The 24,424-nt window shown below is 60.0% G+C and carries 22 protein-coding genes and 1 CRISPR repeat array; of the genes, 4 read left to right on the top strand and 18 right to left on the bottom strand.

Annotated features, from left to right (window positions below):
• Positions 1 to 12: 12 nt before the first annotated feature.
• Positions 13 to 993, bottom strand: a complete 981-nt coding sequence (locus J2S67_RS08775; RefSeq protein ID WP_070507473.1) for a PDR/VanB family oxidoreductase — start codon at positions 991 to 993, stop codon at positions 13 to 15.
• Between the two features lie 349 nt (positions 994 to 1,342).
• On the opposite strand from J2S67_RS08775, the gene J2S67_RS08770 reads away from it, so the two are divergent.
• Both J2S67_RS08770 and J2S67_RS08765 read left to right on the top strand, forming a co-directional pair.
• Positions 1,343 to 2,515, top strand: coding sequence for an MFS transporter (locus J2S67_RS08770; protein WP_310248279.1), 1,173 nt, complete (start codon positions 1,343 to 1,345; stop codon positions 2,513 to 2,515).
• A gap of 95 nt (positions 2,516 to 2,610) precedes the next feature.
• A complete protein-coding gene (locus J2S67_RS08765; RefSeq protein WP_310247107.1) occupies positions 2,611 to 3,579 on the top strand; it encodes an IS481 family transposase in 969 nt (322 codons plus the stop codon).
• Here the strand turns inward: J2S67_RS08765 and J2S67_RS08760 are convergent.
• Positions 3,576 to 4,379, bottom strand: a complete 804-nt coding sequence (locus J2S67_RS08760; protein ID WP_310248277.1) for an IclR family transcriptional regulator — start codon at positions 4,377 to 4,379, stop codon at positions 3,576 to 3,578. The two genes, J2S67_RS08765 and J2S67_RS08760, sit on opposite strands and share 4 nt — an antisense overlap.
• 2 nt (positions 4,380 to 4,381) lie before the next feature.
• Complete coding sequence (locus tag J2S67_RS08755; protein ID WP_310248274.1) at positions 4,382 to 5,227, bottom strand: SDR family oxidoreductase; 846 nt, start codon at positions 5,225 to 5,227, stop codon at positions 4,382 to 4,384.
• Between the two features lie 263 nt (positions 5,228 to 5,490).
• Between J2S67_RS08755 and J2S67_RS08750 the strand changes: the two genes are divergently transcribed.
• Both J2S67_RS08750 and J2S67_RS08745 read left to right on the top strand, forming a co-directional pair.
• The gene (locus tag J2S67_RS08750; protein ID WP_310248272.1) at positions 5,491 to 6,864 is read left to right on the top strand and encodes an aldehyde dehydrogenase family protein; all 1,374 of its coding nucleotides are present in this window, start codon (positions 5,491 to 5,493) and stop codon (positions 6,862 to 6,864) included.
• A gap of 27 nt (positions 6,865 to 6,891) precedes the next feature.
• Complete coding sequence (locus J2S67_RS08745; RefSeq protein WP_070491236.1) at positions 6,892 to 7,797, top strand: MBL fold metallo-hydrolase; 906 nt, start codon at positions 6,892 to 6,894, stop codon at positions 7,795 to 7,797.
• Here the strand turns inward: J2S67_RS08745 and J2S67_RS08740 are convergent.
• From J2S67_RS08740 to J2S67_RS08670, 15 genes are all read right to left on the bottom strand, one after another.
• Positions 7,790 to 8,623, bottom strand: a complete 834-nt coding sequence (locus tag J2S67_RS08740; protein WP_083285455.1) for an alpha/beta fold hydrolase — start codon at positions 8,621 to 8,623, stop codon at positions 7,790 to 7,792. The two genes, J2S67_RS08745 and J2S67_RS08740, sit on opposite strands and share 8 nt — an antisense overlap.
• 66 nt (positions 8,624 to 8,689) lie before the next feature.
• Positions 8,690 to 8,968 (bottom strand): YciI family protein, encoded by a 279-nt coding sequence (locus tag J2S67_RS08735; protein WP_070507465.1) that lies wholly within the window; start codon positions 8,966 to 8,968, stop codon positions 8,690 to 8,692.
• 185 nt (positions 8,969 to 9,153) lie between these two features.
• The gene (locus J2S67_RS08730; protein ID WP_035755835.1) at positions 9,154 to 9,537 is read right to left on the bottom strand and encodes a helix-turn-helix domain-containing protein; all 384 of its coding nucleotides are present in this window, start codon (positions 9,535 to 9,537) and stop codon (positions 9,154 to 9,156) included.
• 154 nt (positions 9,538 to 9,691) lie between these two features.
• Positions 9,692 to 10,150, bottom strand: a complete 459-nt coding sequence (locus J2S67_RS08725) for a helix-turn-helix domain-containing protein (protein WP_070507462.1) — start codon at positions 10,148 to 10,150, stop codon at positions 9,692 to 9,694.
• A gap of 230 nt (positions 10,151 to 10,380) precedes the next feature.
• Positions 10,381 to 10,839, bottom strand: coding sequence for a hypothetical protein (locus tag J2S67_RS08720; RefSeq protein ID WP_035755841.1), 459 nt, complete (start codon positions 10,837 to 10,839; stop codon positions 10,381 to 10,383).
• 73 nt (positions 10,840 to 10,912) lie between these two features.
• Positions 10,913 to 11,419, bottom strand: a complete 507-nt coding sequence (locus tag J2S67_RS08715; RefSeq protein ID WP_407682074.1) for a recombinase family protein — start codon at positions 11,417 to 11,419, stop codon at positions 10,913 to 10,915.
• Between the two features lie 152 nt (positions 11,420 to 11,571).
• Positions 11,572 to 12,291 carry a hypothetical protein gene (locus J2S67_RS08710; RefSeq protein WP_070507458.1) on the bottom strand — a complete coding sequence of 240 codons (720 nt, stop codon included), beginning with the start codon at positions 12,289 to 12,291 and terminating at the stop codon, positions 11,572 to 11,574.
• 157 nt (positions 12,292 to 12,448) lie between these two features.
• Positions 12,449 to 15,347: direct repeats of the CRISPR family, unit length 29 nt; unit sequence CGGATCATCCCCGCAGGCGCGGGGAACTC.
• Positions 15,348 to 15,419: 72 nt separating this feature from the next.
• Entirely contained in the window at positions 15,420 to 15,767 is a 348-nt protein-coding gene (gene cas2e, locus J2S67_RS08705; RefSeq protein ID WP_083285454.1) for a type I-E CRISPR-associated endoribonuclease Cas2e, read from the bottom strand.
• 3 nt (positions 15,768 to 15,770) lie between these two features.
• Entirely contained in the window at positions 15,771 to 16,721 is a 951-nt protein-coding gene (gene cas1e / locus J2S67_RS08700; protein WP_070507454.1) for a type I-E CRISPR-associated endonuclease Cas1e, read from the bottom strand.
• A complete protein-coding gene (gene cas6e, locus J2S67_RS08695) occupies positions 16,714 to 17,382 on the bottom strand; it encodes a type I-E CRISPR-associated protein Cas6/Cse3/CasE (RefSeq protein ID WP_083285453.1) in 669 nt (222 codons plus the stop codon). Before cas6e ends, cas1e begins: the two co-directional genes overlap by 8 nt.
• A complete protein-coding gene (gene cas5e / locus J2S67_RS08690) occupies positions 17,382 to 18,149 on the bottom strand; it encodes a type I-E CRISPR-associated protein Cas5/CasD (protein ID WP_070507452.1) in 768 nt (255 codons plus the stop codon). Before cas5e ends, cas6e begins: the two co-directional genes overlap by 1 nt.
• 2 nt (positions 18,150 to 18,151) lie before the next feature.
• Positions 18,152 to 19,294, bottom strand: coding sequence for a type I-E CRISPR-associated protein Cas7/Cse4/CasC (cas7e, locus tag J2S67_RS08685; RefSeq protein ID WP_070507451.1), 1,143 nt, complete (start codon positions 19,292 to 19,294; stop codon positions 18,152 to 18,154).
• 22 nt (positions 19,295 to 19,316) lie between these two features.
• Positions 19,317 to 19,934 carry a type I-E CRISPR-associated protein Cse2/CasB gene (gene casB / locus J2S67_RS08680; protein ID WP_310248255.1) on the bottom strand — a complete coding sequence of 206 codons (618 nt, stop codon included), beginning with the start codon at positions 19,932 to 19,934 and terminating at the stop codon, positions 19,317 to 19,319.
• A gap of 2 nt (positions 19,935 to 19,936) precedes the next feature.
• Positions 19,937 to 21,586: a type I-E CRISPR-associated protein Cse1/CasA gene (gene casA / locus J2S67_RS08675; RefSeq protein ID WP_310248252.1), complete on the bottom strand. Its 1,650-nt coding sequence runs from the start codon at positions 21,584 to 21,586 to the stop codon at positions 19,937 to 19,939.
• A complete protein-coding gene (locus J2S67_RS08670; RefSeq protein ID WP_052048404.1) occupies positions 21,579 to 24,404 on the bottom strand; it encodes a CRISPR-associated helicase/endonuclease Cas3 in 2,826 nt (941 codons plus the stop codon). The genes casA and J2S67_RS08670 overlap by 8 nt, the downstream gene beginning before the upstream one ends.
• Positions 24,405 to 24,424 lie beyond the last annotated feature (20 nt).

Raw genomic sequence — 24,424 nt, 5'->3', positions numbered from 1 at the left:
TTCGGCGCGGGTTTATAGGTCTAGAACGAGTCGGTTGCAGCCGGCCGCTGCACGTGAAACGCACACCATCATGACGTCGCCGGCGTCCTTGTCTTCCTGGGTGAGGGCGGCATCGCGGTGTTCAACCTCGCCTGAGATGATGCGGGTTTCGCACGTACCGCACAGGCCAGCGCGGCAACTGGATAGCACCCGGGTGCCGTTTTCCTCCATGACTTCGAGGATGGACTTCTCAGGTGGAACGGTGAACTCTTTACCGCTGCGGGCAAGCTCCACAGAGAACGGATCCTGGTTTCCGGCCGCACCCAGCGTGCCGGCAACAAATCGTTCGGTGTGCAACGAGCCTGGAGGCCAACCCATGCAGAAATCCTCGATCGCTTCCAGCATCCCGCCCGGGCCGCACGCATAAATCAGCATGTGAGCCCGCGGCAGAGCGAGGATGCTTTCCAGATCCAGGCGACCCCGGCCATCCTCATCGAAAATGTGCACCTTCTCGGTGCCGTACTGCTCCTCCAGCTGCTCAACTAGCGCCATCGATGCCCGGCTGCGGCCGCCGTAGTACAGCTGCCATTCCCGGCCCTGCTCCTCAACCTGCTGGATCATCGAAACCAGAGGCGTGATGCCGATGCCGCCGGCCACGAACATGTACTTACGGGAATCAACCAGAGGGAAGTTATTCCGCGGCGCTGAGATGCTGAGGCGCTCGCCGGCGCGCAGGTTGTCGTGGATCCATTCCGAGCCGCCGCGTGAATCGAGGGTCCGCAGCACGCCAACGCGTAGCTGGGTCAAATCATCCATAGGTGACCACAGGGAGTACTGGCGGATCAGACCATTGCCTAGATGCAAGTCAATGTGGGAGCCCGGAGTCCAGTGCGGGAACTCTTGGCCATCGCGGCGGCGCAGCACGAGTGACAGAACGCCCTCAGCAATGTCATCGACTTCGTCAACCACAACGTCGATGAGTTCTGGGGTTTCTTCGGTAGCTGTGGGTGTCACTATGAGCTCACTCCTAGAACAAGCCTCGTGGGTCAGTGGGGAACAAGATTCGTTGGGGCTACCCCTTGATACGCGGGGTAGCGGTTACTCGTGAAGCAACCCTAGGGCTAGTTGTGTCACGCATCACAAAACATTCCATCCAATGGAAACACCGGTGTGGTGTTGCGGTTCGCCGCCTGGAGCCATGCTTTCCGGCTAATGGAAGATCTAACCTGTTGATGAGTCAAGGTGTGCATGATTGTCGGAATAAGATAAGGCAATCAGCGGTATTGAAGGTGGGGCCATGACAACGATGCGCAGGCAGAGTTCTTCTCACAGTGAGACTGTTTCATGGCTGTGCATAGTCCTGATGGGCATCATCAGTGCCGTCCACATTTGGAAGCTGCCGCCATCCCTGGATTCGCTGAGTGCAGAGCTTGGCATCCAGCTGGTGCAAGCGGGAATCCTCATCGGCATCATCCAGGTGGCCAGCATCATTGGTGGCTTGCCAACAGCGTGGATGGGGGAGCGCCTCGGGTTGCGCAGGGTCATCCTGGCCGGGATGGTCCTGTTGAGCTTCGGCTCCATACTGGGCGCGTTGGCGTCCTCGCCCGCGATGATCTTCATCTCGCGGGCCGTCGAGGGGATCGGCTTCCTGTTTTGCGTGGTCCTGGGGCCAGCGCTACTTCGGGATCGTTTCGAACCGCCGCACGTGCATCGGGCTTTGACTGCCTGGGCGACCTTTCAGGGTCTTGCGGCGTTCATCGGTTTTACGGTCGGTACGTTCGTGGTTCCGGAGTTCGGGTGGCGGCCGATGTGGATTGGCGCGGCCTGCATCACCCTGCTTTTGATCCCGTTCGTGATCTTCCTGGTGCCGAAAGACCCGGCGGGCAGCGTCGGCGATGCGGCCGCGTCCGGGGCAACCAAGACGTGGCAGCTGGTGCGCGTCACCATATCCAGGCCAGGGCCGTGGCTGGCCGGCGCCATTTTCGCGTGCTACAGCATCCAGTGGATGGCGGTTCTGGGCTTCTTGCCGCGTATCTATGAGCAGTACGGGATCCAGCAACCGGGCGCAGGGCTCATGTCCGCGTTCGTGGGCGGGGCCAACATCGTCGGTGCCCTGGGGGCTGGCGTGCTGGCGCACAAGGGCGTGAAGGAAAAGCACCTGCTGATCGGGGCCTTGGGTGCCATGGCGGTGACGTCGTTCGGGCTTTTCGCGATCCCGTGGCAACAGACATCCCACCCGGCGTTGGCGACGTTCCTCTTCGCGGTCGCGTTCTCCGCGATCGGCGGCGCAGCACCCATGCTGTTGACGCGAATGATCGGCGAGCTAGCCCAACCAAACGGCTCAAGTGCCGTGGTGATGGGGCTCATGCAGCAGATCTTCAACCTCGGAAACTTCCTGGGCCCGTTCCTGATCGCATGGTTCGCGGTCCAAACCGGCGGCTGGGAGAGCTCCTGGATGCTCACAGGGACATTCAGCCTGCTCGGCATCGCGGGCACTATGATCTTGCTGAAAGAGAAGCCGGAACGCGAGAGCTAGTTGTAGTTCCTCGGGAGGTTGTGAACGTTCGCGGTAGGTGAAGACCTCCGGGCAGTATGGGGTTACCACAACTCCTGCCTGACCCGGAGGTCTTCATGTCTCACCCTAATGCACCCTTGACTGCTGAGGGTCGCCGGCGTCTTGCCGTGCTTATCGTCGAGGAAGGCTGGACGATTCGTCGAGCCGCCGAACGTTTCCAAGTCTCACCGGCTACCGCATCGAAATGGGCCAAACGCTACCTCGTCGGCGCCCCACTGACGGATCGGTCCTGCAGGCCACGTCGCTGTCCTAACCGGTTGTCTGTTCGCCGAGAACGCCGGATTATTGCGCTGCGGTTCACCCGCCAGTGGGGCCCACACCGGATCAGTTACCACTTGGGTATCCCACGGTCCACGGTTGGTAGAGTCTTGGCCCGGTACCAGATGCCGTTACTGGCCCATATCGATCGAGGAACAGGACTGCCCATCAGGACACCGCACATCGCGCGGTATGAGAAACAAGCCCCAGGTGAGCTGGTGCATGTTGATATCAAGAAACTTGGGCGGATCCCCGATGGTGGTGGCCACCGTATGCTTGGACCCGAGGCGCGCAAGAACGGTGGGTATGGAAAACACGGCAGGGGCTATGCCTTCTTACATCACGCCATCGATGACTATTCGAGACTCGCGTATTCAGAGATCCTTACCGATGAGAAGAAACAGACCGCGGCCGGGTTCTGGCAACGCGCTCAGGAGTTTTTCGCTCAAGCTGGGATCACCGTACAGGCAGTGATGACCGATAACGGCGCCTGCTACCGCTCACGCCTGTTCAACAACACGCTCGGGACAAAGATTAAACACCAGTTCACCAAGCCCTACCGGCCTCAGACCAACGGCAAAGTCGAACGCTTCAACCGTACTCTGACCCAAGAATGGGCCTACGCTAAGACCTATTACAGTGACGAAGCCCGAGCAGCGACCTACGAAGCCTGGCTACATCACTATAATCACCACCGACCCCACACCGGAATCGGAGGCCAAACCCCCGCCCAACGCGTTCACAACCTCACGGGGAACTACAGCTAGTCGCCGACTTCGAGTGTTCGGGAGATGCCGCGCGCCGCGATCTTCAACACGGGCACCACGTTGCCGATGGGCGCCATCGCATCCTGGGTCACGATCCCCAGCCCTGCGATGATGTGCCCGGTGGCCGGCGAGAAAACCGGCACCGCGATCGCGAAGTTGTTCTCCCCACTTTCCCGTTGCGTGGTCGCGAATCCTTGCGAACGGATCCGGGCGATGTGCTGGATCAGCTCGGTTTTCCGGCCGATCGTGTGGCTCGTGTGCCGAGGTAGCTCCGCCGGTAGATCATCCAGTAGGTGTGGGGAGCCGTAGGCGAGCATCAACTTACCGGCTGCGCTCGAGTGCAGGTCCATGCGCTCGCCGACCCGGCGGAACGGGGCACCCGTGTTGGTCCCGGAGATGCGCTCCACCAGTAGGACTTCTTTCTGGTCCAGGATGAATAAGTTGACCACGTTGTGGGTCACGAACAGCACATCCTGCATATAGGGGGAGGCGACTTCGGCCACATCCCGCTGGGCGGAAGCGAGCAGGCCGATGCGCCACAGCTTCTGGCCGATGCGGTAGCGGCCTGATTTCTTTTCCAGGCCGCCCCACATCGTGAGCTCGTTGACGAGCCGGTGAGCGGTCGCCAACGGTAGGTTCGCGCGGCGGGCGATGCCGCTGAGGGATTGTTCTCGTTGCGTGCTGTCGAAGGTGTCGAGGATCCGTAGCGCCCGCGAGGTCACCGAGATGGACGGTGCCTCCGACTTCGAGGTCGAACGGCCGGCCGGGTTGCCTTGCCGCTGCGGTGCACGGTTAGCCATGGTTAGAGGTTTCCGCTCCGGCGGGACGCCACGAGGCCGCCGTCTACGCGGATGTCGGTCCCGTTGACCCAGCGGGCGGAGTCGCTGAGGAGGAATTCGATGACGTCAGCGATTTCGGCTACTTCACCGTATTTGCCGAGCAGTTTCGAGGCGCCTTCGACTTTCTCGCGGCCATGGTCGGTCTTGAAGTCCTCCAGGATCGGGGTCGATACCGGGCCGGGGCTCACGCTGTTGACCCGTACTTTCTGCTGCAGGAGGGAGGCGGCGAGTTTTTCGGTCAGGAGGCGGACGCACTGCTTGGAGAACAGGTAGGACTCATCCTGAACCAGGGCCCACACCTGCTCATCGGCTTTCAACTCCTCGACGTTTTCGGCCTGCACGGCACGGCTGGCTTGCTCGACGTTGCTACGCCAGTCAAAGGCCACGGACGAGGCGAGGTTCACAATACCGGCACCGGTTGCTAGCTGCGGCAACAGCGCCTGGGTGAAGTCGCGTAGGCCGAGTACGTTCACCGCCATAACAACCTCGGCTGGCGCGGTGCCGGGGACCCCGGCGATGTTCGCGAGCCCATCGATAGGGCCGCCAGCCAGCTCGGTGATCTGAGCGACGCCCGCCTGGATGGACTCGGCCGACGAGAGATCCAGTTGCACAAAGTCCTGGCCTGCATCGGCGTTGGTCTGGGCTGCGTCGGCCGGCGCAGCGCCGGACTGGGTCGCGGTGCCAGCGTTGGCTGTGGCGGGTGGGTTGCGGTCCACGCCGATTACGCGGTGGCCGGCCTCGAGTAGTTGCGCGGCGGTCTGTGCGCCGATTCCGGAGGAGGCGCCGGTGACAACAATGGTCTTTTTCATTGGATAGAACCTTTCATGTGAGCTGGATCATGCGTTTGGTTCTATGGTCACCATTCTGCCTCATTAGCGCAGAGCTTTTTCCAATGGTTGGAAAGTTAACGCCATTGGGTGCCTCGAATCTTCCATGATGTAGAGAAATTGCGGCGGCGCTGGCGGCGCCAACGCCAATTCCGCCTCTAACCCCATCCAACTCTAGATCCGTCTAACTCTAGTCCCGTCCACTTCTTACATCCGTCCAGTTCTAGCCCCGAAGGTAGGTACACGTGAGCAGCCACTACGAGGTTTTTGACCCGGCAACATTGGAAGTTGTTGCGCAGGTACCGGAAAACACGGCCGAAGAGACGCGGCAGGCAGCGCTCCGCGCCCGTGCGGCGTTGCGTGGTTGGCGGCGTGACCGTGGGGCGCGCGCTGAGGCGCTGGTGAAGATCGCGGAGAAGATCGAGGCGAACCTCGATTCTTTGGGCGAGGTGCTCTCGCGTGAGCAGGGTAAACCGGTGGGTGAGGCGAAGATGGAGTTCACGGTCGCAGCTGGCCTGTTCCGTTACTACGCAACCTTGGACTGGGATGAAGTGATCAGCCTCCCGGAGCGCGATGGCCGCAACGTCGAGGTCCTGAACCGCCCGGTGGGGGTGGTGGGGACCATCACTCCGTGGAACTTCCCGATCTCCCTGCTGTGCGTCAAGCTGGCTCCCGCGCTGATCGCCGGTTGCACGGTGCTGACGAAGCCGGCTCCGACCACCCCGGCTTCAGCTATCGCGTTGATTGAGCTGATGAACACCGTGCTGCCCGAGCATGTTGTGCAGGTCCTGACCGGATCCAACCGCACCGTGAGCGTTGCATTGGCTTCCGAGCCGCTGGTCAACAAGATCTCCTACACCGGCTCCACCAAAGTGGGCACCTCGTTGATGCAGCAGGCCGCTGAAAACGTCACCCGCGTGACCATGGAGCTCGGCGGTAATGACGCCGCCATCGTGCTGGAGGATGCCGACATCGAGGTGACCGCACGCGGCATCATCGGCAGTGCTTTCCGAAATGCCGGACAAGTGTGCATGGCGGTCAAGCGCGTGTATGTGCCGGAAGTGTTGCGCGCGGACTTCACTGACGCTGTGCTGGCTGAGGTCAATAAGTTTGTGCTCGGCCACGGAATTGATGCGGCAACCACGCTGGGCCCGATGCATAACGCGAGCCAGCGTGACTATGTGCGGGAACTGGTCGATGCGGCCGCAGCCGACGGTGCCACTGTTCTTGCCGGGCATCAGCGGTGCGAACTTCCAGGCTATTTCCAGACCCCGACCATCGTGGCGGGTGCGGAACAGGGCATGCGTATCGTGCGGGAGGAACAGTTCGGTGCCGCGCTGCCGATCGTGACCTACAGCTCGGTTGAGGAAGCCATCGAGTTCGCGAACGATTCCGAGTTCGGGTTGGGTGCTTCGATCTGGACGCCGGATATGGAGCGGGCACGGCAGCTCGCGCCTGAGCTGGAGGCCGGCACGGTATGGATCAATCAGCACACGGTTGTTGAGCTGGATGCGCCGTTCGGTGGCTGGAAACAGTCCGGGATTGGCCGCGAGCGCGGCCGTTGGGGCTTGGACGCCTACCTGGAGCCGACCACCGTCAACTGGCGTGCATATCAATAACGTGCACATAACTAAAAGGACATTGACATGAGCGTTGAACTGATCACCCTAGGCACGGCTGCAGGCCCGGCAATCCGCGGGAGCGAACCCGGTATTTGCTCCGCGGTACGGGTAGGGGACAGGTTTTATCTGATCGACTTCGGGCTGGGCTGCACACGAGCCGCCGCCGAAGCCGGGTTGAAAGGCAAGCACTTCACGGCCGGGTTCGTGACTCACCTGCATTCCGACCACGTGGTGGAGCTACCGGGGTTCCTGCTGTGGAACTGGGGTAAACCGGTCGAGGGGTTCACGGAGCCGTTCCGGATTGTGGGGCCAGGTAAGGACCCGCACCGCGAGGGCGGCGAGGACCTGGCCGGGACCGCGGAGCTGGTGGGCAAGACCCTTGAGGGGTTCTCCTACGACATCGACATCCGGATCCAGGATGAGGCCCGCCCCAACCTGCACGAGCTGGTGCAGACCGAGGAAATCACGGTCCCTGAGGAACCGATATTCCAGGTGTATCGCGATGATGCGGTGACGGTGAACGCGACCCTCGTGGAGCACCCGCCGGTCTACCCGGCGTTCGCGTTCCGCTTCGACACAAACGAAGGCTCCATCGTGTTCTCGGGAGACACCGCTAAATCCGAGGCCCTCGTCGAGCTAGCCCGCGGCGCGGACATTCTGGTGCACGAGGCCGTGAACCTCGACTTCTATAAGGAACAAGGTTTCTCTGGAGCGTTCCTGAACCACCAGGCATGCTCCCACACATCCCCCGCCGATGCGGGCGCGGTGGCGCAGGAAGCCGGCGTGGGCCGCTTGGTGTTGTCCCACCTCGCCGGAGTCGCGACCGAGCAGTGGTGGGCAGAACAAGCCGCAACCCAGTACCACGGCCCCATCTCAGTGGCACGCACAGGCAACCGCTACACGCTCGCCGAGCAGCCGGTGCTCAACTGAGCCGGCTTCCCCAGCTGCCGCTACTCTCCCCGCCGTCTCCTAGCCCTACGCGAGGAAGAAGTGTCGGAGTTCGGCGGCTGTGCGTTCGGGGTCTTCGACGGGGGGCGAGGTGGGCCACGTGGTTGAAGGTAACGGCTTTGCCGTGGGGTACGCCGGCGGCGATGGTGGCGCCTTCGCTCGGTGGGCAGACGTGGTCGTGCGCGCCGTTGATGGTGAGTACGGGGATGGTGACGGTGGCGAGATCTGCGCGGACGTCGTAGGTGCCGAGTGCGCGGCAGATGGTGACGTAGGAGGCGAGGTCAGCTTGCCGTAGGTTATCGAGCAGTGCGTCTGACTGGGCGGGGTTTTCGTCGATGAATCCGGGCGCGAACCAGCCTTCGCGGCAGAACGGGACCATGATCTCGGTTCCGTTGGCGGCGGCTGCTTGGGCGCGTTCTTCCCAGGCTTCGGGTTCACCGATTTTCGGTGCCGAGCACACGACTGCGACCGCGGCGAACCGCTCGGGGTGGTGGAGGGCGAGTTCCATGGCTACCCCGCCGGAGATGGAGACGCCGGCGAAGTAGATGCGCCTCTCCGCGGGTTGGTCGGCGACGAGTGCGGCGGCTGCGTCTGCGAGTTCCTTGACGCTGTAGGGATCCGTGTGGGCGGGGGCTCCGGCGTGACCGGGGAGGTTGTACCCGATCACTTCGAAATCATCGGCGAGATGTTGCGCCGTGGTGTTCCACAGTTCCTGCACGCCTGTTCCGATTCCGGGCCCGACGAGCAGCAGCGGCTTGTTTGCTGCTGGGTCGGTGAGGCGATGCGTTCTGAGGGCTGGGGCTACCACGGCTGGCTACCTTTCGTTATACGGCTTTCGTCGCGCGGTTGTCGCTTTAGGGCTTGGGTGGGTGGTTTAGAGCTCGCCGATGACGACGTTCCATTCCGCGATGGCGCGGTGGGTGATAATGCCGTGGTCGTTGAAGGGGTCGGCGTCGAGGATGCGGCCGGCTTCTTCGGTGGTGTTGGCGCGGACGATGATGAGGGCGCTGGCTGGTTCGGTTGTTTTGGGGCCGGAGAGGAGCACGGTGCCGGCTTCGCGTTGTTCGCTGAGGAACGCGCGGTGTTCGGGCCGGTGTTTCTGGATGAGTTCGGCGTTGTCGATGTAGGTGTATTCAACATCGAAAATGGCCACGAAAGCGCTCCCTTAAAGACTGTCTCAAAACATGCGTGGACTGTTCCTCTCAGAGTCCAGGGGGTCACAAGGGAGGTTCTGGGTGGAAGCTATGGCATACAGGGCCGGGGGCTCCTTGTGAACTGATGGCTCCCGCGTTTCTCAGCCGGAGATCCCGCATGCGCGGGGAGCTCTGCAAGTGTTAGTTAGAACCAATCGACGCCAAGCCCTGGGATTTCCCGCGCAACCCTCGCTACAACAATGCGACACCAATCAAGAGACACATAGTGTGGCAGCTCGACACCGGGGAACGCGGTAGCGATGTCGCAGGAGCGCCTCGGCGTGCGGATCGGCCAATCGCGCGGGTGTGTCTCATAGTGCCGTACCAGGCGCGCGACGATCTCGTCGGTGTGGTCTGCTAGATCCCTCATCTCTTCGCCTACGCCCGGGGGCGGGTTATAGCGGCCCCGGTCCCAGTCGCGGGCGGTAGCGGGACCGATATCGAGGTATCGGCTGATTTCAGTGATTGAGTACCCTAGGAGGGTTCGCAGGGTCTTGAATTCCGCTGAGGTGAACAAGCTGTTATCCATGCTTTCCTCTCAATAGGCGAAGGCTCCGGAGCGGATCACCCCGGGGCCTTGCTGGCTTCAACTAGCCGTTACCGCTAATGTCGTGTTTCATGAGCACGACCGTGAATTCGGATCATCCCCGCAGGCGCGGGAAACTCTCCTTTAGGGCGCGCGTCTAACCGGCCGTCTTCTTCAAAACTTCATCGTAGATCGCATCGTCAATCAAGCCGTTATCGGCCGCTTCGACAACCTCTCGCCAGGTTCCGTCCCTGCTCTCTTCGTACTCACCGTACTCGTTCGCCCAAGGAGTCGGCTTATACGGCCATGCAACCAACTGGCGCACCACTTCGGTACGATCAATAAACCCGGCCGCGTACCGCTGGCACACTTCATAAGGGCTTGCAGCGTTGAACTCACCAACCACAGCCGGTACTGCCTGGGCACGCTGCAACGCCTTCGCCACAGCCGGCTGAGACATCCCCAACACCTCGGCCATCTCCCGCTGAGACATGCACCTCGCAGCGGTCTTCAACGTGCGCTTGTAATCCAACGTGTCGACCTCCATCCGCTGCCGCACCCGCAGCAGCTCCGCACGCATATCACCATGACGCGGCCGCTCCACCAACTGGCTCATAACACCCTCCTCAACTCCTCAAGGGAGACTTCCTCCACTTCAATTATAACTTGTGTTATCATGTGGTTTCAAGGGGTTTCGTGGGTCAGAGAACGGTATACGTTGGCGGAGCTGACACCGAGAATGCTGGCCATCTGCGCATAGCTTTTGCCCTCCTGCCGCAGCTGCCGCGCCGTCGCGATCCGGGATCATCCCCGCAGGCGCGGGAAACTCTCCTTTAGGGCGCGCGACTAGTCGGCCAGTTGGTTGAAAACTTCCTCATAGATTGAGTCATCAATCAAACCAAACATGACAGCGTTCTCCACGTCCGTAAACGTACCGGAGGTGTCGCCCTGGACTTCGCCAAATTCATTGAACTTCGGCGTATCGTTGTACGGCCACGCTACCAACTGGCGCACAACTTCTTTGCGGCTAATCAGCCCAGCAGCGTACCGCTGGCACACCTCATGCGGTGACGCGGCTTTGAAGCCCGCAATAGCATCAGGAACCTTTGCGGCACGCTTCAAAGCTGTAGCAATTGCTGGCTGCGATAAGCGCACGATTTCCGCAATTTGTTTCTGTGTCATTTGTTTAGCGGCCACCTTCAGATTCCGCTTATAGTCCAGTAGCGCAACCTCCGATAGCTCTCTGGCGCGCAGTAAATCAGCTGCCATCTCACTATCCCGTGGCGATTCAAGAACCTGGCTCATGACTACCTCCTAAGACGGGAAATCAGAATCCATGCACTTCAATTATAATATGTGTTATAGGCGATTATTAGGGTTATAGGTTCAAAGCTCTATGAATGTTCGCTGCGCTGACACCAAGAATTTTGCCGATCTGTGCGTAGCTTTTCCCTTCCTCGCGCAGCTGCCGTGCCATGGCTGTGCGGTCTGCATCCATGACGGGCGGCCGCCCTCCGATTCTGCCCTGGGCGTGCGCGTGCGCTAATTCCCTGTTGGTGTTCTCCCTGATCATAGAGACGCGCAGCTGCGCCATAACGGCCATGATGCCCACAATGGCTTCACCCATCGGCGTAGATATGTCCACGTCTAAGAATGGCTCGGTAAGACTTTTGATCCTTACGCCGCGCTCTGCCAGCTCGCGGATAATCTCGATGGTCATTCGTTCTTCGCCTGCGACGCGATCCAGGGCGCGGATGACTAACGTATCCCCCCGGCTGCAATTGTGCCTTGCATGCGAGCCTCTGCGGCCGCGCAGCGGATCATCCCCGCAGGCGCGGGGAACTCTCGCCGGTGACCTGGTTCTCGGTGGTCTCGGCCGGATCATCCCCGCAGGCGCGGGGAACTCCGAAGGCCACGGCACCTTCAAGGAGCGACTGCACGAAGCCAGAAATCACACTATCCGCAAGGTCCTTTGCTACTTCGCCGCCTTTGCAAAAAAATCCCAGAAATCGCATTGTGAATCGGCCATAATTGCACCTACTTCCAATCGGTAAACGTGCTGGGATCGTTTACAATGGCCGAAGCCGGTTCACCGGATGAAAGATCCACCCGCCAATCGTTAGCATTTTCATCCCATAGAAGATCTATACGAATAGAAACATACTGACTGCCCACTGGGGCGATATATTCGATAGAAGCAGCATCATTTGAGCTATGCATAATGCGGTAGCCAGAGATTACGGGGTATTCGAAGTCGTTTTCCAGGGCCATCTGCTGCTCAAAAAGTTGATCGCGTTCTGGTGATTCAACTGCGGCTTCGATGATGCCGGCTCCCGAAAACTCTAGGCTTAGAGTCAATCCTGCAAAAACTGCGCCAGATGGTGTGTGGCTGAAACAACGCCAGAAATCCCCATCCATCTTCGCAGGCCCATGCTCCGCCGATACCGGCAGCAGCATACCCACAGGGTGCCGCTTCCATTCAGCCTCCGGGGCATCGTTCGGGAATGAATTGTCGGTACTTAGCGCAGGGCAATCCCCAGAAGCTGGCTTGGAAGCCGAAGCCGAAGGCGAATTCGAAGGGGAGGGCGGGGACGCAGACTCAACTGGTACCGACGGGGCAGCAGCGGTCGGAGCTGTTTCTGGTTCAGAGTTGACGCGGGGGAAGATGACTAGCCCCGCGATCACAATGACCACGATGAAGGCGAGGATACCGCCCCAGAGTTTCCAGCTTCTGCCTAATGGATCAGTTTCAGCCATGAGGATCTTCTCTTTCTCTCAGACGGTTCACCGGTGCTTAGACGAAGACGTTGATGATCGTTCCCGCGCTAATCGCCAGGACGCAGACGATCAGCGAGATGACTAGTCCCTTGAATCCGTTGATTTCCCGTCCGGTGAAGGCCGCGAACGCCAGGAAACGGATCATCCCCGCAGGCGCGGGGAACTCATCTCGGATACTACCGCGGCATCGTCGACGGTCAAATCATCCCCGCAGGCGCGGGGAACTCATCCCTGTAAATACGCGAATTACAGGCGTGCTCGGATCATCCCCGCAGACGCGGGGAACTCTCACAATCATCACTCTCGTAGACACCCAATGACGGATCATCCCCGCAGGCGCGGGGAACTCTCGCCCTCATCGGACTGCTGGATCGTACCCGTCGGATCATCCCCGCAGGCGCGGGGAACTCGTGACCGTCCCGCATATGGCGGGCGCCCATGCCGGATCATCCCCGCAGGCGCGGGGAACTCGAACACTTAATCGGCTTGTATCTGTGGGACTGCGGATCATCCCCGCAGGCGCGGGGAACTCATGACGAAGGTAAAGCGCCTGAGTTGAAACAGCGGATCATCCCCGCAGGCGCGGGGAACTCCTCAAAGCGGGTGCCGAGAAATTCGGGTCTATCGGATCATCCCCGCAGGCGCGGGGAACTCAAAGACGTCTTCATCAAGGCCCAGCAACAGCTCGGATCATCCCCGCAGGCGCGGGGAACTCCATGAGTGAAGGCGGTGACGGGGCTGGGGTATCGGATCATCCCCGCAGGCGCGGGGAACTCATCCGCGGCCAGATCAACAAGGACGCAGAAACCGGATCATCCCCGCAGGCGCGGGGAACTCCAAGCACTAACACCTATTTGAAGCAGTACATCCGGATCATCCCCGCAGGCGCGGGGAACTCCCCGCGAATACGGTGCCTAGCTCTAGCGCTGCCGGATCATCCCCGCAGGCGCGGGGAACTCCCTGGCACTACCCGGCTACGGGTGATCAATGACGGATCATCCCCGCAGGCGCGGGGAACTCAGGCGGAGGAATACCGATGGCACTAGCGAACACGGATCATCCCCGCAGGCGCGGGGAACTCTCCGCGACCCCGCTGCTCGTCGCCTACCCGTACGGATCATCCCCGCAGGCGCGGGGAACTCAAGCCGCGCACCTACCCCGACGACTTCCAAACCGGATCATCCCCGCAGGCGCGGGGAACTCCGGGGTAGAAAGTGGTCTTTGAGTCGATTAGTCGGATCATCCCCGCAGGCGCGGGGAACTCACCACCCAATAACCCCACACCCTTGGAGGAGCCGGATCATCCCCGCAGGCGCGGGGAACTCCCGCCGGGCGTGCTGTACGCCGTGAGCCGATCCGGATCATCCCCGCAGGCGCGGGGAACTCGCCGCCCTCCCCTACGCCACCGCCTACCAAGACGGATCATCCCCGTAGGCGCGGGGAACTCCCTAACCTTGGTTTCGGTGCTGATGTCACTGACGGATCATCCCCGCAGGCGCGGGGAACTCCTTCTCAGCCTGCTCAGCCTTCTCGCGTGCTTCGGATCATCCCCGCAGGCGCGGGGAACTCCATCTGATCGCCAGCGGCCTCAGTAGGTGGTAGCGGATCATCCCCGCAGGCGCGGGGAACTCATGCCGTAATTACCGGCATGCCAGGCGATGTCCGGATCATCCCCGCAGGCGCGGGGAACTCTCCAGGGGCCGGTACCCGCACGCCGGTATCGACGGATCATCCCCGCAGGCGCGGGGAACTCTTCAACTGTGGAGGCAACGCAATACCGAGATCCGGATCATCCCCGCAGGCGCGGGGAACTCGTTTTGATGTACTCAGATCACAACCATTGGCCCGGATCATCCCCGCAGGCGCGGGGAACTCTTTGACCGAACAGGCTCGCCAGGTCTCCGAGATCGGATCATCCCCGCAGGCGCGGGGAACTCCCTCGCCACGGTGTCTATGATGCTTCGGGCAACGGATCATCCCCGCAGGCGCGGGGAACTCCGAGCAGGTAGGTATGCTTGCCATATTTTCCCCGGATCATCCCCGCAGGCGCGGGGAACTCAGGCTCAGCTCCTTCCTCTTCGCCCTCAGTTCCGGATCATCCCCGCAGGCGCGGGGAACTCCTCTCGCGAGAGTTTCAGGAGGCATCCAGACACGGATCATCCCCGCAGGCGCGGGGAACTCCATCCGCCAACCTCAACCACCGGATACCCGGTCGGATCATCCCCGCAGGCGCGGGGAACTCAGCTGAGACGGCCGCGAATATCGCCGTCAGGATGGATCATCCCCGCAGGCGCGGGGAACTCCGGGCGTGGCTTCTTCTTCGGTGGGGTGACGTCGGATCATCCCCGCAGGCGCGGGGAACTCCCAAAACCCTCTAGTGGCCGCCCGAGACGGTCCGGATCATCCCCGCAGGCGCGGGGAACTCGCCGTTCACGGTGTAGTAGGTCACTGGGAACACGGATCATCCCCGCAGGCGCGGGGAACTCCGGGGGGTTGGGTGGGGTCTGGCATGGGGGTCCGGATCATCCCCGCAGGCGCGGGGAACTCTTTGTGGGGGCGGGTCATTTCGTCTCCTCGGTCGGATCATCCCCGCAGGCGCGGGGAACTCGCATACCACGCGGGACTTGACCTTCACGCCCTCGGATCATCCCCGCAGGCGCGGGGAACTCAGGCGCGAGGTATTTGACCCCGGCCCCTTGAGCGGATCATCCCCGCAGGCGCGGGGAACTCTTCATGAGGTCTCCGTCCTCTCTCTCGTTTACCGGATCATCCCCGCAGGCGCGGGGAACTCCCCGCGTCTTATGGACGCGGGCCTTTCTTCTTCGGATCATCCCCGCAGGCGCGGGGAACTCTCATCGAGGCGAGCCTTCGCGTCCGCATTGCTCGGATCATCCCCGCAGGCGCGGGGAACTCTGTTCTTTGTGACGGAGATGTTCACAGGTAGCCGGATCATCCCCGCAGGCGCGGGGAACTCCCGAGCATCGACTTCACACCCGCCGCGCCGCCCGGATCATCCCCGCAGGCGCGGGGAACTCACTTGGTTCCCATTGGGGTCAATGTACCTTATTGTGGTCAAAAGATTCACTTTAGACAACAACCGGGAATCATTAGTTTGATCTGCGTCCGTAACGGCGCCACTTCGACGCGTTGCTGGAACCAACCTTGGCTGAGCTCGAGGAAGGCTGATGCGGGCGCATCATGAGCGTTATCCCATCAAAGTCCACAGGCTCCCAATGATGCCCGTGAATCAAAAACTCAAGACCCTGTTCACTATTCGATTGCCAAACCAGGATCGCCCGGCCAGTGCGGACCGAACCCCGGATCTCTTCCCAAAGAGCCTCACGCACCCTCCGGGAAACGCTCCCAACGAAAACGCCAGGAGAAATCTCTAACAACCACCGAGTCACATGCCCCCGCAACCCTGCAGGCACTGCCGATAAAACTAGGACTAGCAACTGCTATGTGCCTCCGTAATTTCTCTTCGCCGAAGCCTCTGGCCCGAAACCACCCCAAAGCTTCAGCGTTACTTCCGTGGTCTCGTCTTCGTCTAATTCCTGCTCCGACTCTTCCAAGAGAAGACTTCGGATATCTTGAACGCACCGCTTAAGAAACTGACCATCAACCATGAGGTCCCGTAAACCACGTCTAGCCGCAGAAGAGATGTCTGGCGGCTGCTCTGACGCCAAGCGGAACGCCAGCGGAATTACGAGGTCAACCTTGTATAGGTCTGCGACATCGTAAACAAATGCTCTTACCGTGCCGGCATGCACGAACCCTAAGCCCGGCGAAAGCCCCAAAGCAACAATTACAGAATGTACGACACCATAGAGAGCAGCATTTGCGGCGGAAAGAGCCTTGTTTACTGAATCAGAGTTATCAAAATCATTCGGATCATACTCACGCGAAGACCACTGGATGCCATATTCCTCTGCGGCCGCACGGTAGGCGCGGCGCATCCTAACGCCCTCACGCCCCCGCAACTGTTGCAACGTCAACCCAGAAACATCCTCGCCAGGGAAACGCATCTGATACATCGCTTTAGCTACCTTGAGTCGCCCCCGCGTAGTTGAGAACAACTTCGCCTGAGCCTCCAGCAGCCGCGAAGACTCCGCTAAAGGACGCCCATGACCGTAATAACGGACACCCTCCTCACCCGTCCAGACAGCACAAACACCCGACTGATGAAGCAAAGTCATCGCCTGATGCGTCACCGTCGTACCCGGCCCCAACATCAGCGTCCCAAGCGTAGACGCCGGGATATGAACCGTGCCGCGCTCATCCGTCGCCGTAATCGCATTAGCGTCACGGTGTACACGGCACCGCTCCAAGTAGACGAAAGTCAACCTGTCAGCCGCCCGAGCCAACTGAGGAAGCTCGGGCGGGACGAATCCCGGCGGCGTTCTAGACATCGTTCGAAGCACTCACAGGCGCCAACGTCAGCAAGCCACAGCCGTACGCCTTCGCAGGACCAATACCCGAAACCAGCGCAGATCTGACAAGCTCCGCATCAGTGACCCTCAGAATCCCCTCGAACACCACCGCACGAATAGTGACAATCCGTCCACTCTGCTTAGAGAACTGCATGTTTTCCTGGCCATAGACCAGAACTTCAGGCTGCCCCATGCGTGAACGCGCCAACTCGAAACCGTGACGATCAGCTTGACGCTCAAGCCAACCAAGCTGCGCGTCCAGCCCCACAAGAGGCACACGGGCAGACCGCTGATCCCGCCCCTCCCGGTATTTATTAATGATCGGGTTGGCACGCAAACGGAAACGGAACTCCTGCCCATTCGATAGGGAATCCAGCAGCGGCTGGTAATCCCGCGAATCGATCGCGTCTTCGTCGACGAGCAGCTCCTGCGACAGGTGAGAGACATCTGGAGCATCGGGCGAAACGACATACAACGTACGTTGCGCAGCTTCGCCGTCGATGCGCCACAAAACACGACGTTCAGCCCCAGCATCCGTTGCGGCGGCTATAACGGCGTGCATCACCTGCTCGCTTGCAAGCTTCCGTCGCGTACCGCTACGAGTCAGATCAAGCGGAACCCGGGTCAGAGTGATAGACATCAAGACGCTCCTTCGTCATCAACCGGAGCAAGCAATGCCATCGGATCATGAACATCACCAGAATCCGCCGAGCCATTGTCATCAGTCGTGATCGCAGACAACGGGACATAGTCATGCGACATAGCCCGAAAATCGTATTGGCGATGCTCCATCGAGAAACTCACAGGGTTATCGGAAATCGTTTCCGCGGTAGCGAAAGTCGGGTCACCCGGACGCGACTCGAACGTCAGATGTAGGCGTTCTGAGCCATTCCGCTGCAGATTCGCTAACCGTTTTGCCTGGTAATCAGACGCCTGCCACGGATAACTCTTCAAAACGTCCTCGAGGCTACCCACACAAACTTCCGTATGGATAGGCCCTGCAGGAGGAAGAGCCCGCCTCCCCAAGTACAAGGGGTAAACGGGTGCTTGGACGGCCTTGGCATATCGTTCAAGCGGTTTGTGGTCGGATGATTCGAATCCGACCACAAAAACAGCATCCTCAAGCATGTGACGGTGCGTCAGGGGCATACGTGATGGTTTTGGCCCCAAGGTTCTAGCGGTTTGAAAGTCCACAGTTAAAGTGCCCGGAACGTCTGTCCGTGTACCGAAACGAAGGTCACGGAACTCGGAGAGATTAGCGTTCCGCTCATAGCCAAGCGCTGAAGCCAGCAGGCCGGCCACCCCGCTCTTGGTCGGTTGAGGTTGCGTTGTTCTCCGATTGAACCGGCTCCGGGCACCCCACGCTTGCAGCGGACCCCGCAAGACAAGTACGAGGGTGTGCGTCATCACTAAGCCCCCAGACGGCTCTCTACGGTTTCACCCAGTGCCGTAACGAGCCCTTCAAGGGAGGACGCTTCGCCCAGCTCCTTGAGGCCGTCGTTGAGGCTGATCACCCACGACTTCACTGGGGTAGTGCCGTACTTTTCGTCGATCTTTTGCGACCACGCGGCCAAGCGAGCTGCAGCAACATCGCTGATATGGGTACCACGGACGGGCTCTTCAAACGCGCCCACCAAGTTGACTGACTGCGAATCACGGACCTGAACCACAACCACCTCAGGCAGGGTACGGTTCGCGAACGTATTCATTTTTCCTGAAGGCATTGACGTCAAGAACGCACGCACAAAAGCCTCGACACCAATACGTGTGGCTTCAACATTGCCAAGGTTGGCAGCAAGCGCGTTCGCATCCACAGTCGCGTAACGGTACAGCGTCGATGAGTTGAACTCGATGGTGCCGATCATCGCTGCGCCGGCATCTTCGCCCCCATCTTCATCGGCTTCGCGGATATCATCTACGGCCGTGAAGTAGTCAGCTTCTGTAGGGGTATCGTGCACGCTGATGGCGTGCGCAACCTGAGCTGCCGCATCAATGTTGAGGGATGCATCGTCTGCGACCATCCGGCCAAACAGCGAGACGTCCACCGACGCGTCCTGGACTGCGGCCTCGCGGATCTTCTTCTTATTTTCGCGGTCCTTCACGAAGGCCTTGACATCGCCCGAGGCGAGGGCATCCACACCAAGTTGCGCAAGGTTCGTCGCCTGCGCTGTGGAGAGGAAAACCAGGTAGCCAGCTTCTTCGAGCTTCTCTCCCTCCTCCTTGCGGCCCTTTGGTTTAGCAACCTTAATGCCAGCAGCTGTCACGACCTCGATGGCTGCCGCTTCAGCCTGTTCCTGAGCGATATCCGGGTTGATTTCGAGCATCTTCGAAGCTAGAAGAGCCACTACCTTCTTGGTTCGAACACCTAGTAGATCGTCAGTTGCGATGTCACGGAACATCACGCGAGTTGCACGTTTCCAAGCCTGGCTAGAAACCCGTGCACGAGTCACGCCTCCAAAAAGTGCCGTCTTAGGAGATCCCGTCTCATCACGGTTCAAGTTAGAAGGTGGGACCGTCTGCAAAGCGTGGATGTCGATAATGGTGCGGGTCATGGGATGGGCCTTTCTGAGTGGATTAGGAAACGGAAGTCTTTAGAGAAGCTGATGAGGGAAGGTTGTAGAAGTCACGGCCCCAACGGAGCCGCACTGTGTTTCGACGTTCAGGGAACTGCCAGTCGAAAAGGTCCTTAGCCAGCTGCCCATAGTCGAAGGCGCGGCGGTCTTGTTTCAGCAGTTGAATCAGGGAGCGGAGTCGGCCTAGCAGCTGTTCCCAGGAGGTCGCTGCACCGAGCTGTTCAAAACGGCGTTCAACACCGGTGCCATTGGTGGCCGGATCAACAGCCTGGCGCACCGCCTGGCCGAACTTCACGGCATCGGTGTGAGGCGAGGTATCCTTCCGGGAACGGTGATGAACAGCAAACAAAGTCAGAGTGGCATAAGCCGCCAACTCAGCCCGGGAGGCTTGGCCATCGTTGCTGACCCAGCCGGAGGGGGCCTCGTCGATGGTCCATTTCAACGCCTGTAAAGAAGAACCGATGGGACGCCCTGCCGCCTGAGCGAGAACCGCGATAGCTTCGACTGCGCTTGCGCGATTAGCACAGTAACCCTCGCTCAGTGCGTGGGAGCGGTGAAGTACGAAACGAACGAGCTCTGACGCGGTGGTCCCGCGGCTTCCAGATGAAACCGTAGACATGCTTACGCCCTCTCTTCAGTATGTGTGGTGGGGATAAAAGATTTACGAATTTTCGCCAACGCGGAACGGAACCAGGCTTCAGACAATGGGGCGTTATAGCGGCGGTCCTGATGCTCCCTGCCGAAAAAGGAAATCGAAACGGCGCGGGAGGTCATATCGAGACCGATAGCCAGGATTAGTGAGAGAGCCCGCTCGACCCACTCGGGAAGAAGCTCAACGATGTTCTCCGGGGTGGCTCGGGAAAACCATTCACGGAAGGATGCGTCGAGTGCAGCATAAGCAAGGGTGCTCGCTTCCTCGCGTGGCCCCTCGAGATCAAGGCCCCGGCTGGTGGCAATATTTGCCGCAAGATTACGCAACGCCAGAACGGCCTGCTCGGACGCTTCGACGGCGTTACTAATCGCCTGCTGCACCTGTGGATTTGTGCTCGCGAATGTTGCCAGTTGGCCGCTGACAACGTCGTCGTACAGTTCGTCAACGACTGCTTGCTGACTCCCATAGACAAGACCAACACCGTGTAGGCGCACCGGATATTCGTGGGGGAGCATCTCATCGAGGTAGAGCTCTCCGAGCCACTCAGAGCTAACCGAAGTTCTAAATCGTTCCTCTACTGAGGTGTTGGTTCGCCCAGCAGGTAGCAACGTACCTACGTTGCGCCAAAGCATTCGAGCAGGGTCATGGTCCCGAGGCATATAGACGGGGGTGGGGCTCTTGAGGGCTTTCTGCTGAGCGGGGCTGTTGCGCCAGCCGGACATAGGCTCAAGATCGAGCATGTTTTGCGGTGCTAGAGGGTCTCCCTGAGCGACGATCACATGCTTGATGACCCCGTCCTCCGGGAAGAGGCGGACGCGCCGGCTTTGCCATGTGTACAGCGCTTGTGGCCCTGTGGCTTCAAGGCTTGGATTCTCTGCGGCCTGAGCATCACCGGCATCCCAGTGGAAGGTCTCCCACGCGGGCGCATCATTGGCCCAACGAGTGCCGCTGCTCGGGTGAGTTCCGACCAGGTTGAGCATCAACGTGTCATGAAGATTGGCGCCTTCGAAGAAGATTCCTCCAAGCCGGCCAGTCCAGCCAGTCCCAATGCCGTAGCCCTTACCGCCTTTGACCCGGGGGTCACCTACGGCACCGGTTTTGATGCCGGCAATATCGAAGGCGTGCAACGTGACGAGGGCCCGGGCGCCTTCGCTGTAGGAGACCGAATCTAGGCCTGCTCCGATGCGCGTGGTCATGTAGGGCTTGCCGGAGGGGACATCCAGAATCAGGCGTTCCAGACCAAAACGCTCGTCTTTAGAGTTACGCAGGTTTGCTACCTGGAAGAACGGTGTTTCTGGGTGAAACAGATCGAAGTATTCTGAGTGCTCTTCAAGGTAGCGCTCGATATTGTCGACCGGAAGCCCTTCCTCGAACCAGTCAGCCCAGAGCTCGGTATCCAGAACTTGACCACGGTGCGTAGCGTAGATGATCGAGAGGCAGAGGCGCAGTAGAGCGAAGTCGGTGATCGGTAGCTCCGCTGCGATCGCTTTGAGGTTCTTCGCTTCCTTGAACACATCGAGAAGCGAGTACTCGTTGACGGCGCCGTCCATTCCAAGGCATGGAATCCACGGCTGGCTGATGAGCGAAAACGTGGGTCGCTCACAAGTTGCTTCAGTCATGTTTATTCACTTTCAAACCGAAGGTGGGGTCATAGTGCATGGTGAACCAATCTGTTGAATACGTTAGATCTTCATTAAAAATAAGTATGAGTTCGCCACGCAGTTCGGGTGAATCTTGCCAATCAAATTCAGAAGTCCGTTCCAGGTGCTCGATGAACGAATCAATGCTTGTCTTATGGAGCATGTGTTCGGTGACGTTGAGGCTGCACCGTTTGAGGAAACGCGCGATGTCAGCGGGAGGTGCCTCGTAAATCGGCAATGGTGTTCCTCCGTGCTCGGCGACCCAAGCAGGAATGCACAGCTGGCCATCAATCATCTGAGCCACCAGAACTTCCACATTGTCTGCGGCATCCCGCACACCAACCGAGACCCGCTCATCGGTGCCGTCTTCGCTCAAGCCACCTGAAACGAGCCCGAAAATGTCTTTCATGGTGGAAGGTTCGTGAAGCAGGGCCGCTTGAGGTTTTCTGCGAGCCTCCTTCGTTTCTTCAAGAAACTTCTGTTCAGCTTTGGCGAGTGCATCCTCCCAGCCGGCGGGCGCCTGAACAGGCTTTTCGTATGTGTTGTCGACCAGATCGGGGATGTCTGCCGGGATCTGAACTTGGACTTCGCTCTTGTCGACGAGGCCGAGTGCCAGGGCTGTACGCAGCAGGAGGTGCTCGCCGTAAACCGCAACGGAACCTCGCGATGGAGCGAACGGAGTTGTATTCCAGTCCACTCCGCTGATCCACAGTTCAGCCTGACGCAGCAGGGGTGGGCGGATAGCGTCCCGTTGTGTATGGCGGTGGAGACGCCCCGAGCGTTGCAGTATCAAGTCCACCGGGGCGAGGTCGGTGATCATGAGGTCAAAGTCCAGGTCCAGCGACTGCTCAATGGTCTGGCTTGCCACAACGATGCTTAGCTCACCCTCGGGTGCGGAACCGCCCTTGCCGAATTGCTCCAGCAACACGTTGTCTCGCTCTGCACGGTCATTGCCCATGAACCGAGCATGAGAAATGTAGTGGTGAGCATCCGGGAACGCTTCACGCAGTAACTCTGAGGTCTCTTGGACTTCGCGCACCGTGTTGCGGATGACAGCAACACGGCCTCCGTCGCGGCCTTTCACCCTAATGAGTTCGATGAGGTCGGCCGGGGTATTGCCTAGCCGTCTTACAGTCAGCTCGCGAACCACGCCGGTGCTTTCCGAGGAACGCTCCACAACACGGCCCGAACGTTCCGCCAAGGTCAGGCGCGGATAAGCCTCGACAGGGAGGCTCTGCTGCCGGGGCGCTTGGTTCCGGTTCGTGTGCCCCTGGTAGGCGCGGATGAACGCCTCCCTTCTGCTGGCTGGCAGGGTTGCGGAGAGCATAACCACGGGAACGCCCATCGCGCCGAGCCAGTCGAGTGCGTCTTCGAGGAACTGGGACATATAGGTGTCTGCAGCGTGAACTTCGTCCAGCACAACAACTTTGCCTGCGAACGCAAGATGGCGCAGGGTCACAAAACGCATTTTGAGGGCCAGCATCAACGCATGGTCGATGGTGCCGATAGTGAAAGGTGCCAGCAAGCCGCGGCGGCGGTCTGTCAGCCATGAGTGGGCCACAACGGAGCTGTGACGCTGTTTCTTGTTTGACTCATCTCCCACATGAGGGCCAAAGTAACGGCGCCATGCCTCTTTATATGCGGAATGGTATGTCTCGTTGAGGTCCCGCTTTCCGTGAGCCAGGAAGGTAGTGGGAGGTGCTTGGCCTTCCTCGAGTGGGAACTGCTCGAGCCAATGGGTGACGCGTTCAAACATCGCGTTGGTGGAGGCCTGGGTTGGCAAGCCAATAAAGAGACCGCCGTGGCCGAATTTCTTTGCAAGGATCTCTGCGCACATGAGCGCGGCTTCGGTCTTACCTTCACCCATGCCGGCTTCGATGATGACCAGTCCGGGTTCTTGCGACTCTGAAGCGAGCTCGCGGGCCGCCGACTGCATCGGGCGGGCCTGGGCGGAAGCATCCAGTTTGAAACGCTCTCGGAGATGTTCATCGGCATCGGCGGGGTGATCCCATGATGTCCAAGGCCCAGGCAGGGCTAGTGACCCCCAGCCGTCTTGAGCGCGTTGCTGGGTTTCCTCGATAAATTCGAGGGGAAAATAATGCTCGTTTGATGCGATCCAGTCGGACATGATGACCGCTCCGGAAAGGATCGTTTGCGCGTGAGCGGTCAGACGGGGGAGAGCGGGCAGTTCTGCTTTGATGACTTCCGAGAACCCGGTCACGAAATCCATATGGTCAAGTAGGGCGGTACGGGCATCGGCCCATTTTTGGTCCCCGAGGCTCAAGGAGTCGAGCAGGGCTGCGTTGAATAGTTCCTTGGATGCGGGCGCTCCGTGGTGCGCAAGAACGGGGCCGAGCCAGCTATGCACAATCGGGAGCCGCTTGACTGCAAACGTGTTCCGTAGCCACTCGCGCAACGCCACACCGGAGATAACTTCGTGACGTAACCGGGGTGTTAGTAACGTGCCAGGGGCGAGCTGTGGCGGGTGGATGAAACCTGCGGCCTGCGCTTGATCAGCTGCGCGGCGATGCTGCGCCGAGAAAGCCGGGGCCGCCTTCCCAACATCATGCGCGCCGGCGAGGAAGACGAATGACGTCCGGGCCACATCATCGGCCCCAAGCTCAGCCGCAAGCATGTCTTTAAGATGCGGGGCAAGGAACTCATCCCAAATGTGCCCGGCAACGGCGGCGGTGTCTTCGAGGTGCTGCCGAATTGAGAGAGTCTGGAGCGGCTCGAGGTCACTCGATGCATAAGGGCGCGCTTTAGCCCACAGCGACTCTACATCTGTGATGTCCACCTATGCCCCCTATAGATTGA

It is taken from the genome of Pseudoglutamicibacter albus, assembly GCF_031458175.1.
GTDB classification, from domain to species: domain Bacteria; phylum Actinomycetota; class Actinomycetes; order Actinomycetales; family Micrococcaceae; genus Pseudoglutamicibacter; species Pseudoglutamicibacter albus.
This window is presented reverse-complemented; position numbering and strand designations above follow the sequence as displayed.